Raw genomic sequence first — 13877 nt, forward strand, 5'->3', positions numbered from 1 at the left:
GCGTTCCCCGAGCGGGCATGTCTACCTCACCGAAGCCCACGGCGCGGCGATGTTCCCCGCACTGGGCCAATCCACTGGTGAGCTGACGATCCCACCAAGTTTGCAGGAACATGCGACGGACCGGACCGCAATGATGCCGCGCCGCAAACAGACCCGCGAGCAAGAGCGCCGCGACCGGATCAACGCCGAACGCCGTGAACGCACCGAACTCATCGCCGAAGAAGAACGCCAACGCCAAGCCTGGCTCGCCCAAAACTACGAACCACCACCGTTTTAGCGAAGTTTCTGAAGCGCCCGCCACACCCGTGTCGGTGTCATTGGAAGCTGGTGCAGGCGGGCGCCGCACGCGCGGGCTATCGCATTGGCAAGCGCGGGAGCCACTGGGTTGTACGGTGATTCGCTCATGGACTTCGCGCCAAGGGGGCCCAGCTCGTCGTAGGTGTCGGCGAAGTACACCTCGGTCACCGGCACATCGGCGAACTGTGGGATGTGGTAGTTGCGCAGCGTCTGGGTGAGCACCGCGCCATCGGCTCCGATGTGCATCTCTTCGTAGAGCGACGATCCGATCGCCTGCGCCACACCGCCTTCGACCTGACCGCGGCATTGCTGTGGGTTCATCACCACCCCGGCGTCAGCCGCCTGGACCGACTGCAGGATCTGCACTTGACCGGTCTCGGTGTTTACCGCGACGCGGAAGGCCTGCACGTTGAACGCCACCGATCGGGGAGTGCCCTCGTGGCTGCCATGGCCCGTCAGCGGGCCAGGAAGGTCGGCGAGGTCGACGAACCGATCACCGCACTGAACGCCGTGCGGACCGAGCGTGCATGACTGGGCGGGCACACCCGTCACTTCCGCCGCCGCGGCGACAATCGCGGCTCGCAACTGGCGGCAGGCGGCAAGCACCGCCCGGCCGGCCACCACGGTGCCTGCCGAACCGAATGCTCCGGTGTCGTAACCAGTTGCATCGGTATCGGATTGATGGATGTCGACGCGATCAGATGCGGTATTCAGCATGGTCGCAACGAGCTGGGCGTGCACGGTCGTCGTGCCGTTGCCGAACTCCGCGGTGCCCACAGACAGCGCATACCGCCCGTCGGGAGACAGCGTTATCGAAGCGTCGGCGAAGTGGCCTCGTGGCGGAATGGTGGCGATCATCGCGACCGCCATTCCCTCCCCGACGCGCCACTGCGCACCGTCCGGCGCCGCCACACCGTTTCCTCGGGCCAACGCTGCCTCGGCCAGGTCCAGGCACTGGTCCAGTCCGTAGCTTCCGAACGTCAGATCGTCTTCCAGCACATGTGAATCCACGAACACGTCACCAGGGACAATCACGTTCTGGCGCCGCAGCTCGAACGGGTCGACACCCAGCCGCGCGGCCAGCTCGTCGAGTGCCGACTCCACCGCAAAGATCACCTGCCCAAGGCCGTATCCGCGGAACGCACCAGAAGGCAAGTTGTTCGTATAGACGGTCTGCGCGTCGACCCGCTTGTTCGCGCACCGGTAGACCGAGATCGACTCACCGCAACTGTGGAACATCACACCTGGACTGTGGTTGCCGTACGCCCCCGCATCCGTCAACACATCGACCGCCAGCGCCGTCAGCACCCCGTCGGCACCGGCCGCGGCCGTCACGTCGACCCGGAACGGGTGCCTGCACGGCGCCATCGTGAACTCGTCGGAACGGCTGAACTCGAAGCGCACCGGCCTGCCCAGCCGCAGCACGGCCAACGCGACCAGATCCTCGGTCAACATCTCCTGCTTGCCGCCGAAGCCGCCGCCCACGCGTTTGGTGAAGACCTGCACCCCGTCGCTGTCCAGCCCGAAGATGTGGCACAGCTCGTCGCGTACCAAGAACGGTACTTGCGAGCTGGTGCGAATTACCAACCGGCCCAACTCATCTCGCCATCCGGTACTGCCATGCGTCTCCAAGTGTGCGTGCTGCACCCGCGCAGTGGTCCACTGACCTCGAACGACGGCATGCGCGCCCGCGACGGCGGCCTCAACGTCGCCGACTTCGCCGTGCAATTCCGCGACGACGTTGCGTGGCGCTTCGTGCACCAGCGGCGCACCAGGACTGCGGGCCACCTCCGGATCGAACACGGCCGGCAGCTGTGCGTATTCCACACTGATGGCGCGACACGCCTTTTCGGCGATCGCGACGCTGTCGGCGACAACTGCCGCAACCCGCTGCCCGGCGAATCGCATGGTGCTGTCCAGCACGACCGTGTCCTCGGGATCATCGGTACGGCTGTGGTGGCGTGCGGTGGAGAACGCGGTCTGCGGACTGTCGCGATGGGTCAGCACCAGCTGCACGCCCGGAATTGCTTGTGCGGCGGTCGTGTCGATCGAGACGATGCGGGCGTGTGGCACCGGACTGCACAGCACGGCCAGATGCAGCAGGCCCTCGGGGGTGAAGTCCATCGTGTACGGTTCCGCGCCGGTGACGACCGCCACCGCGGCAGGCGCGCCGACCGAGCGACAGGCGCCCGCGGGCTTCTCGATGTTGACCGTGCCTTCCAACGCATCGGCGATAGCCCGATACCCGGTACACCGACACAGGTTGCCCTTGAGGGCAGTGGGCGGGTCTGCCAATTGCTCTGCCGAGAGCGCCGAGGCCGTGGTCACCATCCCCGCCGTGCAGAACCCGCACTGAAACCCGGCGGCCTCGAGGACGCGGCGCTGCATCGGGTGCAGGTCATCGCCGGTGCCAAGGCCACTAACCGTCGTGACGGTGCGCCCGGCCGCACGAAACGCGGGATACACACACGAGTGCACCGCCGCGCCGTCGACCAGAACCGAACAGGCCCCGCAGTCGCCTGCGTCGCAACCCATCTTGACCTCGAAGTGGCCGTGGTCCCTCAGATACGTGCGCAGACACTGCCCGGGGCGCGGATCGCCTTGCAGCTCAATGCCGTTGACGTTTATGCTCATCTGAGCTCCGCGCGGATCTGCTCACCAAGGAGTAGCGTCATCGCGCGCCGCCAGTCAGGATCACCGTGCGGGTCACGGGTCCAGGCATCGTCGGGAATCGCCGCTAGCGTGGCCTCCACCGCATCGGCATCGGGAACCGACGGGAATCCGAACACATACGGCCGCACGGTCGCCGCGGTCACCGAAAGCACGAACCGCCCGCCGTCGGCCGCAGAGTCGCGACGGCCAATCACCACGACCGCGGACCGGCCCAGCGGCGACGGCGCCAGCTTGCGGAACGCGGTTTGCGCCCGCAGCGCAGCCGCAGGCAAATTCACAGATCGCAACACGTCGCCCGCGGCCAGCACGTTGGTCGCCATTCCGGTGACGAAATCGGTGACAGCCAAGTCGTAATCACCACCGTCGGCGCGCCAGACCGTCACCCGGCCGTCGAGCGCAGAAGCCAGCGAGATCATCGCCCCGGCAGGGAACGACAGGCAGATGTTGCCGCCAACGGTGGCGCTTCCCAAGATCTTGAACGACGCCAGCAGCGCGGCACAGCATTGCTGCAGCAGCGGCGCGGCGGCCCAATCGGGCCTGCGAGCAGGCAGCTCGGCCGAGAGCCGCGACACTTCCGCCACCGTGCAGGTGGCCGCCATGTCGATCCCGGTGTCGCTCAACACGATCGGCTGCCAGCCAAGCGCGCTGATGTCCACCAGGCGCCGCAGGTGTGGTTGCCGCTCAGAGAACAACCAGGTACCGCCGGCCAGCACGGCGTCGCCGGGGCCCAGCGGCCACAGCTCGTCTCGGCTGGTGGGCACACTGACCACCTCGACCGTATTGAGGTCCACCAATCGACGGTAATCAAGCTTCGGGGCGTGTGCACCGCAAGGCGCATGAAAGCCGACATCCGAAAAACGAAGCGGTCTTGCGCAGTAACTCCCGTTCCCAGATCGGACGATTAATCTGCACGATATGTCCGATGAGCTGGCCGACCTGGACGGCCAAACCCCCGTCGAGCACGCGCTGGCGGGCGGAGAACCACAGCGGGTCGGGTGGTTTCGGTTCTATTTCGCCGATGAACGCTGGGAGTGGTCGCCGCAGGTCGAGCGGATGCACGGTTATGACCCCGGCACCGTGAACCCGACCACCGACCTCGTGTTGTCGCACAAGCATCCCGAGGACTACGGCCAGGTCGCCGCCACGCTGGAGGAAATTCGCCGCACATCTGGCGCCTTCTCCACCCGGCATCGGATCATCGACACCCATGGTGACGTTCATCACGTCGTCGTGGTGGGGGACCAGCTCTTCGACAACGGTTCAGTGATCGGCACCCATGGCTTCTACGTCGATGTCTCACCGTCGATGCGGGAAGCTCAGGACGAGATCGTCAGCGAGGCGGTCGCCGAGATCGCCGAGGCGCGCGGTGGCATCGAACAGGCAAAAGGCATGTTGATGCTGGTCTACCGCATCAGCGCGGACTCCGCCTTCGAGCTGCTCAAATGGCGGTCCCAAGAAACCAACGTGAAACTGCGCATCCTCGGCGAGCAAATTGTCAAAGACTTCCTCGGCCTGAAGTATGACGAGGTGCTTCCGGCTCGCGCCGTGTACGACAGGCTGCTGCTGACCGCGCATTTGCGCGTGGGTTCCTGAGGTTTATCCGTCCCTCGCCCAGGGAATTCCCCACGACGTCAAATCCAACGTGCGTTTCGACAGCGAACCTCCTGGAGACCTGGGCATGTATCAGAGTTCCAACGACTTGCGCCACGATGACGCCAACGTCCGCGACGCCGTGCGTTTCGCCATCGGCGTCGCGGCAGCCGGCGCGGCGTTCCTGTTCGTCGCCGCGGTGTGGGTCAGCACCTGTGACGGCGCCACCGCCGACACCGTGGCCTGCGGGCCGCCGCAGCGCACCCTGCTGGCATTGGGGGCGCCGGTCATTCTGTTGATCGGTGGGCTGCGTGCGTTCGTCCGCACCTACCAGGCGTGGCGCAGGCAGGAGACCTGGTGGGCGTGGCAAGGCGCCGGCTGGTTCTTGATGACACTGATGCTGCTCGTCTTGACCATGAGCATGCCCGCGCTGGCCGGGCCAGCGGTGTTCGGCGGATGAATCAACCGTTGAGCGCAGTGGCGCTGGTATGCAGCCTCAAGCGCAGCCCCGCCCCGTCGAGCAGCGCGCTGATGGCCGAGCATGTCAGCGAACAGTTGCGCAACGCCGGGGTGAAAACCGAGTCGATGCGCTGCGTGGATTACGCGATTCTGCCTGGGGTGCAAGCGGATATGGGCGACGGTGACGAATGGCCCAAGATCCGGCAGAAGCTGTTGGATGCCGACATCCTTGTTCTGTCCACGCCGGTGTGGGTGGGACATCCGTCGAGCATCGCCCAGCGTGTCCTCGAGCGCCTCGACGCCGAGCTGTCGAACACCGACGACGCCGGGCGGCCCGTCATGGTCGGCAAGGTCGCGCTTGTGGCGGTGGTCGGCAACGAAGACGGCGCACACAAGATCGTCGCCGACATGTTCCAGGGGCTCAACGACATCGGGTTCTCCATCCCGGCCCAAGGTGCCACCTACTGGAACGGCGAGGCGATGCAGACAAAGGACTACAACGATCTCGATGAGGTTCCCGAAGCCGTCGCCAAGACCACCGCTGCCGCGGCGCGCAACGCGGTACACCTGGCAAAGCTGCTGCGGGAGGGGAAATATCCCCGCTACCAGTGAGTTCGTTTCCCTGTCGGTTTCCCCCACAACATAGTCGGGTAGTCCTACCGTTGAATCAGCCCATGTAAGGCGGGCAGAGGTATGCCGAGGGAGGAGTGCCGATGAAGAGCCCGAAGGATCCCGTCGACCATGCGAGGACGACGCGGCCGCATGCCGGCGAAACGATGAAGGACACCAAGAACATGCCTGCGCTGGTGTTGCTCGGGTTTGCTCTGGTGACCTTCGTCTCGAGCCTGGCCGCGTTCGGTAGTGGCCATCCTGATGTCGGGGTGACGTTGGCCTTGATATCGGCCGGTTTGTTCATCGTCTCGCTCGCATGGTTGCTTATCGAGCATCTGCGTGTTCGTCGCATCGAAGAACGTTGGTACGCAGAGCATCCCGACGCGGAACGACAACGACCGAGCAGTTAGCACCGACAAGGAAAAAGGCCCAGCCAAGTGGCTGGGCCTTTTCCGTTAGGGCTTGTTACGGCCGCTGCTCGGCTTCCTGCCGCTTCTCGGCAGCCTTGGCGCCTCCACGCGCCGCCTCGGCTTGGGCTTCCTTCTTGGCGACGTCCTGCTGGGCGTCGGCCTTGTCCTGCTGGGCCTTACCCTCGCGGACCATGTCGTCACGCCCGGTCACAGTGCCGACGGCTTCCTTCGCCTTGCCCTTGACGTCTTCGACGGCGCCCTTGATGCCTTCTTCAGGTCCGGTGTTTTTCTTGTCAGTCATGGTTACCTTTCCGCTAATGCAGTGGATCGGTCTGCCCACTTCTTGAGCTCCGCGGCGATCCGGCTCTCGATCGGTCCGGGCTCGCCACCCGCTTTGCGGGTCGCACGCGGAGGATTTCCCCACGCGATCTCATGAGTTCCCGACGGTCGGAGGAGCTAAACGTGGCGTGGCGTCGCGTCGAGCTCAAAAATGTGTTTGACCGGTAACAACTTCGGCAACCTATGCGGAATGCATGACGAGTGGGAATGCGTCGTCGTCGGCGCAGGCGCAGCGGGGTTGAGCGCGGCGCTGGTGCTGGGCCGGGCGCGTCGGAGGACACTCGTCATCGACGCAGGAGAACCGAGCAATCAGGCGGCCCGCGTCATCGGCGGGCTGCTTGGCTACGACCAACGCCCGCCCGCCGAACTGTATGAAGCGGGTCGCCGCGAGCTGTGGGCCTATCCCAGTGTCGAATACCGCAGCGGGCAGGTTGCAAGCGGCGCAGCGCTCGGCAATCGTTTCGTGCTCAAACTGGAGGACGGCCAGCAAGTAACCGCTCGCCGCGTATTGCTGGCTACCGGCATGCGATATTGCCCCCCGGAGTTGCCTGGGCTCGACGGGCTTTGGGGTCGGTCGGTATTCCAATGCCCGTTCTGTCATGGCTGGGAAATGCGCGACAAGCGGCTCGCCACGCTTGTCGCAGACGATGACGCGGTCCATGCCGCATTGCTGTTGCGCGGATGGAGTGACGACGTCGTGGTGCTGACGGACGGGGCAACCGATCTCAGCGCCGACGAGCGGCGGCGGCTAGAAGCGGCCAACGTGACTATTGACCGGCGCAAGGTCGTGGGCCTGGAGGGTGATGACGGTCAGCTGACACGGATCGCGTTCGCCGACGGCAGCCACCTGCAACGAGACGGGCTGCTCGTCGACGCACCGCTGCGTCAGCGTTCCGGACTGGCCGAGCAGCTGGGCGCCACCTGCACCGAGGGCCCTCTCGCGCCGGACTCGATCGGCGTGGATCCACTGCACAGGACCAGCACGGCCGCCGTTTTCGCTGCCGGCGACGTCTGCGCAGAGCAGCCCTATGTTGCCGGCGCCATCGCCGCCGGGTCGCAGGCCGCGATGATCATCGTCCAAAGCCTGCTGGCCGACGAATTCGAGCTGCCGTACCCGCCGTGATCCGGCGACTAACGAAGACCGCACGGCGACAACGCAATTAGGTGGGGTCATGACTTTGGGCGCCGAAAACAGCGCTTACTGGACCGATTCAAGGTTAGACGGTATTGGTGCAGGGTACTGCTGGAACGTCACTATGAGGTCATGTGACCGTTCCATCGACAGCAGATGGAGGAACAGACATGAGACACGTTCGGCGTTGGGGAGCGGTGTATCTGCTCCTACTGCTGTTCGTCGGATCATGGCTGGGTCAGTTCTTCGCCCAGCTCAGTGAGTTTCGCAGCGAGCAGCTAGTTCATGGTCAGCCGTTCATGTGGTCGGAGTACTTCACCACGTTCTTCGCCAGCACCTTCGAAAATTGGCAAAGTGAGTGGCTACAGCTGGTATTCCAAGCCATATTGTTGCTCGGTGCCAAGCATTGGATCTTCAAAGTCGATGCCGAAGACCTGGAACGCATAGAGGCAAAGATCGACAAGATCCAGGACCGACTTGGTCTGCCGACAGCACCACCGGGCGAAGAGGCTCGGCCTACGGGTGCAGTTCGGTAGGGGCCCTGTCGAACTGGAGATCAGTCTGTAGCAGACCCAGTGCGACGATGGCCACCACGAGCAACAGAACCGCCCGAAAGCGCTGCAGGCCTTCGCCCCCGATGGGCGCGAGTACCTCGCCACTGTAATACGACGACAGCTGCCCGGCGGCGAAGAACACGTACGACGGCGCGATTTCGTCTGGCTGCGCCGCGCGTCCGAACGGCGTACGGCCACCGAATGATTCGACTTTGTCTTCGTCCATTGTCGCAGGGATCAGCGGAGTCCACACCGGCCCCGGCGCCACACAGTTGACGCGTATGCGGCGATCGGCAAGTGACTGCGCCAACGAGTATGTCAGCGCCGGCACCGCGCCCTTGGTGGCCGAGTAGTCGATCAGTGTCTTGTTTCCGCGCAGGCCGTTGATCGATCCGGTGTTGATGACCGCGCCGCCGTCGGGCAGATGTTCCAGGGCGGCTTTGGTGACCCGGAAAAAGCTGTCGATGTTGACCGCGAAGGTGCGACGCCACTGCTCGTCGGTGATGTCGGTGAACTTCTCCTTCGGATTCTGGTAGGCGACATTGTTGACCAGAATGTCGAGCCCGCCGAGCGAGTCGGCGGTGCGCGCCACGATCGCCTTGCAGTGTTCGGCGTCGGCCAGGTCGCCGGGCAACTGCAGGCAGCGGCGTCCCACCTTTTCCACCAGTTCGGCGGTGTGAGCGGCGTCGTCGTGTTCTTCGAGGTGGGCGATGGTGATGTCGGCGCCCTCCTTGGCAAGGCCACTGCCACTGCGCGGCCGATGCCCGAATCGCCTCCGGTGATCAGCGCACGCTTGCCCTCAAGCAGGCCGCGCCGACGTACTCCCGCATCTCGTCGCGCGGTTTGTCCTGCATATCGGAGGTGTGCCCGGGATAGGCAATGACGCCCTCGGGATCGGTCATCTGCCGTCCTCGAGTTCGGGGTCGAGATCGACGGTTTCGAGCTGTTCCTGCCAGTCCGGCGGGGCGGCCTCGAGCGGCAGTTCCGCGGGCGGTTCGGCGGTCGCCTCTTCGTCGAGAACTGGTTCGCTGGTGGTCCGGTGTTGCTCGACGGCATCGGCGACTGGGACGTCGTCGGGAAGCTCTTCGGGGTCTTGCATGATGATCGGGATACCCGTGGTGTCCTCGCCGAAACCGGCCGCGACCCATGGTCATCCCGAATACGAAAAGCGCGCGTCCACATTGCGAAAAACGACCGCTACATCGTTATGTCAAATTGACGCTGGGGTACTTCAACCGCGAAAGGAGACTGCCGATGAAGATAGCGATGGTCTCCGCCCACGCGAACCCGCTGGCCGCGATCGGAGGACAGAACGAGCACGTCGCCGAGCTCTCGTCAGCGCTGGCCCGCGGTGGTCATCAGGTGACCGTCTACACCCGTCGCGACGATCCGGATCTGCCCGACCAGGTCGAGACGCCACAGGGTTACAGCGTGGTACATGTCCAGGCGGGACCTGCGCGGCAGGCACCCAAAGACGAACTGCTGCAATACATGGGTCCGTTTGCCCAATATCTCCACGGGCAGTGGGCCGCTAACCGGCCCGACGTCGCGCACGCGCATTTCTGGACATCCGGCATTGCAACCCAACTGGCGGCCAAGCACCTCAATGTGCCTGCGGTGCAGACATTTCACGCACTCGAAGGGGTGAAGCGACGCCACGGCGCTGAGGACACCAGCCCGCGGGAGCGGCTCCGGCTCGAAGCCATGGTTGCGCGAGGAGCAACCTGGGTCCTCGCCACCTGCACCGAGGAATTGTTCGAGCTGATGCGGATGGGTCGAACGCGCGCCAGAATGTCCGTCGTTCCGTGTGGGGTGAACCTGGATGTGTTCAGCCCCGCTGGCCCCACGGCGGCACGCGGCGGGCTCCACCGCCTCGTCAGCGTCGGAAGGTTGGTGCCCCGCAAGGGTTTCGACACCGTGGTCCGTGCGCTACCGGCCATCCCCAGCACAGAGCTCGTCGTCGTCGGTGGCCCTGACTCGACGCATCTGGACGTCGATCCCGAGGCGTGCCGGCTGCGCGAACTGGCGAGCCAACTCGGAGTCGCCGACCGGGTGCGGCTCTACGGTTCGGTCGCAAGGGAAGACATGCCGGCTATCCTGCGGTCCGCCGATGTGGTGGCGTACACCCCGTGGTATGAGCCGTTCGGGATTGTGCCGCTGGAAGCCATGGCCTGCGGTGTTCCTGTGGTGGCCTCAGCAGTCGGCGGCATGCTCGACACCGTCGTCCACGACGTGACCGGTCGACTGGTTACGTCGAATCGGCCAGCCGAGGTGGCCGACGCGATCAATCACCTGATGCGCGACGAGTTCCTGCGGCACAGCCTTGGTGCCGCCGGGCGCGATCGCGCCCGCGCCCGCTACTCATGGGACCGAATCGCGGCAGACGCCTTGCGCATCTACGACCGGCTCGTGCCGGCCGAATACGAGCGCACGGCAGCGACTTTCTAGCCCTTGGCCACCTTGCGGATCAACCGGGCCGTGCTGCGCTCGAGAATCGCCTGACGTTTGTCAGGGCGTTTCGTTCGCGCGGAGCGTCGGACCCCAGGGGCGATCGTCAAACCCCTTTCATAGCCCTGTACGACACGCGGATCGACGTAGGAGGACCGTGCCACCGCTGGGGTGTTGCCGAGCTCCTCGGCCACCTCCTTCATCACCGCCGATTCCACGCGTTTGATAACCGTCTTGTTGACCGGCGGATCGGCATCGACGAACGCCGCCGCGCCGAGAACCGTTCCGTGCCAAGTGCGTAGGTCCTTGACGGAGTACTCCTCGCCGACGAGTTGCTTGAACCGCGCGTTGAGATCCTCGGCGTGAAGGTCGGCCCACTCCGACGAGTTGCGGCAGACCAGCAAGCGGTCGGTCCGGTCCGGACGGCGCACCAGCGCGCGTACCGACCGCACCACTTCGGGGTCGTCGATGATCAGCGTGCGGCGCACCCCACTCTTGGCCGGGTAGTCGAACTCCACGGCCTCGCGCCCAAGGCTGACGTGCTCGCACAACAGCGTCGCGATGCCGAACGAGTTGTTCTCCTCGGCGTACTGCTCACCGCCTGCCCTGAAGTAGCCGAGGTCGAGTAGGTGCAAAGCGAGCGCCAGCACTCGGTCGCGGGTTAATCCGCGGCCCCGTAAGTCGGCGGCGATCTGTCGGCGCATATCCGGCAACGCGGGCGCCAACGACAGCACGCGGTCGAACTTCTCCTCGGCCCGGTCCTCCTGCCATTTCTGGTGATACAGGTACTGGCGGCGGCCCGCCGCGTCGGTCCCGACAGCCTGGATATGGCCGGTGGGATGAGGGCAGATCCACACGTTCTTCCACGCGGGAGGAATGACGAGGTCGTTGATGCGTTGCAGCGTCGCGGCATCGGTGACCGATGAGCCGTCGGGGTGGTGGTAGGAAAACCCGCGCCCCCGGCGGACCCGGCGCAGGCCAGGTCCGTCGACGACGCTACGGCGAAGGCGCATGTTTGACCGCCGACCATGGCGGGGTACTGAACCCTGACGATGGTGAAGACGGGTTCAGCGGGCGCGGCATCATCGGCGTCACTGCATCATGGGCGCCAGAATGATGAACGCGCCCGCGTAGATTGCTACCGCAATCAGGATGAGAGCGGCCAGCACCAAACCGACCGCGATGAGTATCCGGCGCAGCGGCCGAGTGGCGGTCGCCTCGGGGTGGTAGATCTTCGGCTGACTCTCCATGGCCGAGGATTACCCGGCCGGGGCAGTTGCCACACGTCTTTGCTGTCGAGTAATTGGAGCGCCAGTGGTTAGCTGGGAACCGGTCTGGGGTAGTCTCGCTTCGACATTGCCAGGAGGTCAAGTGACCGACGTCGCCAACACCAGCAACGGGCACGCGCGCGGTGCCCGATCCGTCGAACTTCGGGTGGCGGCCAGGCTCGAGAACCTTGCGATACTGCGCACGCTTGTCGCGGCCGTCGGCACCTTCGAAGACCTCGATTTCGATGCGGTCGCCGACCTCCGACTCGCAGTCGACGAAGCCTGTACCCGCCTCATCCGATCGGCACTGCCCGATTCGACGCTGTTGCTCGTTGTCGATCCGCGCGACGACGCTGTCGTGATCCACGCGTCGACCACGTGCAAGAGCCCCGACATCCTGGCCCCCGGAAGCTTCAGCTGGCATGTGTTGAGTTCGCTCACCGATGAGGTGCGGACGTTCGAAAACGGGCGGGGACCGCAGGAGGGGCGGGTGTTCGGGATCTCGATGACGACGAGGCGAGCGAGTTCGCTGCAGTGACGCCGTCGCCGTCACAGGGTTCGTCGTCACGATCGAACTCTGAATACGCGGACGTCGCCGAGATGTTCCGCGAGCTGAAGGACATCCCGGAAGAGTCCGCTCAATTCATGCGGCAGCGGGACCGCATCGTCGAACGTTGCCTACCGTTGGCCGATCACATCGCCAGGCGGTTCGACGGACGCGGGGAGGCCCGCGACGATCTGGTCCAGGTGGCTCGCGTCGGGTTGGTCAACGCGGTAATCCGCTTCGACGTCAATGCCGGCTCGGACTTCGTGTCGTTCGCGGTGCCGACGATCATGGGGGAGGTTCGCCGCCACTTCCGCGACAACAGTTGGTCGGTCAAGGTGCCGCGCCGGCTCAAGGAGCTGCACCTGCGCCTTGGCGCCGCGACCGCGGAGCTGTCGCAACGTCTCGGTCGCGCGCCCACAGCTTCGGAGCTGGCCGCCGAGCTGGATATGGATCGCGACGAGGTGATCGAGGGCCTGGTGGCCGGTAGCTCCTACAACACGCTGTCGATCGACAGTGGCGGCAGTGGCACCGAGGACGCACCTGCGATTGCCGACACGCTCGGTGACGTCGACACCGGCCTGGATCAGATCGAAAACCGAGAAGCGTTGCGTCCGTTGCTCGCTGCGTTGCCGGAGCGGGAACGCACCGTGCTATTGCTGCGCTTCTTCGAGTCGCTGACGCAGACACAGATCGCCGAGCGGGTCGGCATCTCGCAGATGCACGTATCCCGTTTGTTGGCTAAATCCCTAGCGCGACTTCGAGACCAGCTGCAGTAAACGCCGGGGCTCACCCTGAACTGCCGACAACGCGTCCTCCACGCTGCCGCAGATCGGTAGGGCGCAATCCGGATCGCAGATCCGGAGCAGTCGGGTGACCGCGGCGCTGGGCACCACCGCCCATTGGATCTTCTCGCCGGCGCAACGCACGTTCACCGAATGCAGCGCGGAAAACCCTGCGGTGCCGAAGAAGTCCAGGCCGGACAGGTCCAGCACCAGGCGTTCGGTCTGGGCCGCGTGCCGCAGCGCGTAGTCGACAAAAGCTTGCGCGTTCGCTGCGTCGAGTTCGCCGTGGGCGGTGATCACTGCCATCGAAGGATGCAACCAACGAGTGGCGAAATGTGCGCCGTGGCAGTCGGTGCGGTCGATATGGGATTCCGGTGAAACCGGTCGAGTGTGTTGAACAGTAGACATTGTGACTCCATCAGTACGGAATACGTGATTCGTTCTGTGGTTCACGTCAAATTTTGGGGCCCTGCTCCTCAAAGCCTTCACTGCAGGGCGCGGGAGTTCTGCCCTGCACGTCTATGACGTTTCCAGCTGGCTGTGAACTCAACCTGTTCTGAACCCTACGCGCTTTGGAGCATCCCCACAATCAATGTCACCGAAATCTAATACGGCCAGGTCAGGCCAGCCATCCGAGTTGGCTGTCCCACGCAGGCCCGGCGGCGGGCGCGTCGTCGCGAGTCACCGTGGCCTGGATCAGGCCGTAGGGGCGGTCGTCGGCGAGGAACACTTCGTTGTCGTTGTCCAAGCCGAATCGCGACAGGTC

General features: G+C 64.8%; 16 protein-coding genes and 3 pseudogenes. 10 read left to right on the forward strand and 9 right to left on the reverse strand.

The genetic code is table 11. From position 1 onward, the window contains the following. Nucleotides 1-277: pseudogene (locus tag VFH65_RS15995) on the forward strand (HNH endonuclease); the annotation flags it as partial. Here the strand turns inward: VFH65_RS15995 and VFH65_RS16000 are convergent. Together VFH65_RS16000 and VFH65_RS16005 are read right to left on the reverse strand one after the other, a co-directional pair. After that, a complete protein-coding gene (locus VFH65_RS16000) occupies nt 274-2931 on the reverse strand; it encodes a molybdopterin-dependent oxidoreductase (RefSeq protein WP_353322739.1) in 2658 nt (885 codons plus the stop codon). The pseudogene VFH65_RS15995 and the gene VFH65_RS16000 overlap by 4 nt on opposite strands. Next, nucleotides 2928-3761 carry an FAD binding domain-containing protein gene (locus VFH65_RS16005; RefSeq protein ID WP_353322741.1) on the reverse strand — a complete coding sequence of 278 codons (834 nt, stop codon included), beginning with the start codon at nt 3759-3761 and terminating at the stop codon, nt 2928-2930. The genes VFH65_RS16000 and VFH65_RS16005 overlap by 4 nt, the downstream gene beginning before the upstream one ends. A gap of 124 nt (nt 3762-3885) precedes the next feature. Here VFH65_RS16005 and VFH65_RS16010 point away from each other — a divergent pair, with 124 nt between their 5' ends. The 4 genes from VFH65_RS16010 to usfY all read left to right on the forward strand — a co-directional run bounded on the left by VFH65_RS16010 (nt 3886) and on the right by usfY (nt 6041). After that, the gene (locus tag VFH65_RS16010; RefSeq protein WP_353322743.1) at nt 3886-4563 is read left to right on the forward strand and encodes a PAS and ANTAR domain-containing protein; all 678 of its coding nucleotides are present in this window, start codon (nt 3886-3888) and stop codon (nt 4561-4563) included. A gap of 85 nt (nt 4564-4648) precedes the next feature. Beyond that, on the forward strand, nt 4649-5020 hold the full coding sequence (locus tag VFH65_RS16015) for a hypothetical protein (protein ID WP_353322744.1): 372 nt from the start codon (nt 4649-4651) through the stop codon (nt 5018-5020). Next, nucleotides 5017-5631: a flavodoxin family protein gene (locus VFH65_RS16020; protein WP_353322746.1), complete on the forward strand. Its 615-nt coding sequence runs from the start codon at nt 5017-5019 to the stop codon at nt 5629-5631. Before VFH65_RS16015 ends, VFH65_RS16020 begins: the two co-directional genes overlap by 4 nt. 101 nt (nt 5632-5732) lie before the next feature. Further along, nucleotides 5733-6041 (forward strand): protein UsfY, encoded by a 309-nt coding sequence (usfY, locus tag VFH65_RS16025; protein WP_353322748.1) that lies wholly within the window; start codon nt 5733-5735, stop codon nt 6039-6041. 55 nt (nt 6042-6096) lie between these two features. Here usfY and VFH65_RS16030 read toward each other — a convergent pair whose 3' ends face one another. Next, nucleotides 6097-6342, reverse strand: a complete 246-nt coding sequence (locus tag VFH65_RS16030; protein WP_353322750.1) for a CsbD family protein — start codon at nt 6340-6342, stop codon at nt 6097-6099. Between the two features lie 228 nt (nt 6343-6570). Here VFH65_RS16030 and VFH65_RS16035 point away from each other — a divergent pair, with 228 nt between their 5' ends. Further along, nucleotides 6571-7503, forward strand: coding sequence for an NAD(P)/FAD-dependent oxidoreductase (locus VFH65_RS16035; protein ID WP_353322752.1), 933 nt, complete (start codon nt 6571-6573; stop codon nt 7501-7503). Nucleotides 7504-7682: 179 nt separating this feature from the next. After that, nucleotides 7683-8048 (forward strand): DUF6766 family protein, encoded by a 366-nt coding sequence (locus VFH65_RS16040; RefSeq protein WP_353322754.1) that lies wholly within the window; start codon nt 7683-7685, stop codon nt 8046-8048. 85 nt (nt 8049-8133) lie between these two features. Here the strand turns inward: VFH65_RS16040 and VFH65_RS16045 are convergent. Beyond that, a pseudogene (locus VFH65_RS16045) lies at nt 8134-8968 on the reverse strand (SDR family oxidoreductase); the annotation flags it as partial. Then, the gene (locus VFH65_RS16050; protein ID WP_353322756.1) at nt 8965-9165 is read right to left on the reverse strand and encodes a hypothetical protein; all 201 of its coding nucleotides are present in this window, start codon (nt 9163-9165) and stop codon (nt 8965-8967) included. The gene VFH65_RS16050 and the pseudogene VFH65_RS16045, both read right to left, overlap by 4 nt. Before the next feature lie 155 nt (nt 9166-9320). Here VFH65_RS16050 and VFH65_RS16055 point away from each other — a divergent pair, with 155 nt between their 5' ends. After that, nucleotides 9321-10514, forward strand: a complete 1194-nt coding sequence (locus VFH65_RS16055; RefSeq protein ID WP_353322758.1) for a glycosyltransferase — start codon at nt 9321-9323, stop codon at nt 10512-10514. Here the strand turns inward: VFH65_RS16055 and VFH65_RS16060 are convergent. Then, the gene (locus VFH65_RS16060; RefSeq protein ID WP_353322760.1) at nt 10511-11527 is read right to left on the reverse strand and encodes a DNA topoisomerase IB; all 1017 of its coding nucleotides are present in this window, start codon (nt 11525-11527) and stop codon (nt 10511-10513) included. The genes VFH65_RS16055 and VFH65_RS16060 overlap by 4 nt on opposite strands. Nucleotides 11528-11605: 78 nt before the next feature. Further along, complete coding sequence (locus tag VFH65_RS16065) at nt 11606-11764, reverse strand: hypothetical protein (RefSeq protein WP_353322761.1); 159 nt, start codon at nt 11762-11764, stop codon at nt 11606-11608. A gap of 121 nt (nt 11765-11885) precedes the next feature. Between VFH65_RS16065 and VFH65_RS16070 the strand changes: the two genes are divergently transcribed. Together VFH65_RS16070 and VFH65_RS16075 are read left to right on the forward strand one after the other, a co-directional pair. Beyond that, nucleotides 11886-12320, forward strand: a complete 435-nt coding sequence (locus VFH65_RS16070; RefSeq protein ID WP_353322762.1) for an ATP-binding protein — start codon at nt 11886-11888, stop codon at nt 12318-12320. A gap of 62 nt (nt 12321-12382) precedes the next feature. Continuing rightward, nucleotides 12383-13105 (forward strand): RNA polymerase sigma factor SigF, encoded by a 723-nt coding sequence (locus VFH65_RS16075; RefSeq protein WP_414688435.1) that lies wholly within the window; start codon nt 12383-12385, stop codon nt 13103-13105. Here VFH65_RS16075 and VFH65_RS16080 read toward each other — a convergent pair. Then, nucleotides 13076-13519, reverse strand: a complete 444-nt coding sequence (locus VFH65_RS16080; protein ID WP_353322765.1) for an STAS domain-containing protein — start codon at nt 13517-13519, stop codon at nt 13076-13078. The two genes, VFH65_RS16075 and VFH65_RS16080, sit on opposite strands and share 30 nt — an antisense overlap. A gap of 211 nt (nt 13520-13730) precedes the next feature. Continuing rightward, nucleotides 13731-13877 (reverse strand): annotated as a pseudogene (locus VFH65_RS16085) (urate oxidase); the annotation flags it as partial.

Origin of the sequence: Mycobacterium sp. (genome assembly GCF_035697385.1) — a bacterium.
Taxonomy (GTDB): Bacteria; Actinomycetota; Actinomycetes; order Mycobacteriales; family Mycobacteriaceae; genus Mycobacterium.

Excerpts from the sequence above, each read along its gene's own strand:
- VFH65_RS16075 (WP_414688435.1), top strand. The coding sequence starts at position 12,383 with ATGTTCCGCGAGCTGAAGGACATCCCGGAAGAGTCCGCTCAATTCATG.
- VFH65_RS16030 (WP_353322750.1), bottom strand. The coding sequence starts at position 6,342 with ATGACTGACAAGAAAAACACCGGACCTGAAGAAGGCATCAAGGGCGCC.
- VFH65_RS16040 (WP_353322754.1), top strand. The coding sequence starts at position 7,683 with ATGAGACACGTTCGGCGTTGGGGAGCGGTGTATCTGCTCCTACTGCTG.
- VFH65_RS16055 (WP_353322758.1), top strand. The coding sequence starts at position 9,321 with ATGAAGATAGCGATGGTCTCCGCCCACGCGAACCCGCTGGCCGCGATC.
- usfY (WP_353322748.1), top strand. The coding sequence starts at position 5,733 with ATGAAGAGCCCGAAGGATCCCGTCGACCATGCGAGGACGACGCGGCCG.
- VFH65_RS16050 (WP_353322756.1), bottom strand. The coding sequence starts at position 9,165 with ATGCAAGACCCCGAAGAGCTTCCCGACGACGTCCCAGTCGCCGATGCC.
- VFH65_RS16065 (WP_353322761.1), bottom strand. The coding sequence starts at position 11,764 with ATGGAGAGTCAGCCGAAGATCTACCACCCCGAGGCGACCGCCACTCGG.
- VFH65_RS16015 (WP_353322744.1), top strand. The coding sequence starts at position 4,649 with ATGTATCAGAGTTCCAACGACTTGCGCCACGATGACGCCAACGTCCGC.
- VFH65_RS16080 (WP_353322765.1), bottom strand. The coding sequence starts at position 13,519 with ATGTCTACTGTTCAACACACTCGACCGGTTTCACCGGAATCCCATATC.
- VFH65_RS16010 (WP_353322743.1), top strand. The coding sequence starts at position 3,886 with ATGTCCGATGAGCTGGCCGACCTGGACGGCCAAACCCCCGTCGAGCAC.
- VFH65_RS16000 (WP_353322739.1), bottom strand. The coding sequence starts at position 2,931 with ATGAGCATAAACGTCAACGGCATTGAGCTGCAAGGCGATCCGCGCCCC.
- VFH65_RS16060 (WP_353322760.1), bottom strand. The coding sequence starts at position 11,527 with ATGCGCCTTCGCCGTAGCGTCGTCGACGGACCTGGCCTGCGCCGGGTC.
- VFH65_RS16035 (WP_353322752.1), top strand. The coding sequence starts at position 6,571 with ATGCATGACGAGTGGGAATGCGTCGTCGTCGGCGCAGGCGCAGCGGGG.
- VFH65_RS16020 (WP_353322746.1), top strand. The coding sequence starts at position 5,017 with ATGAATCAACCGTTGAGCGCAGTGGCGCTGGTATGCAGCCTCAAGCGC.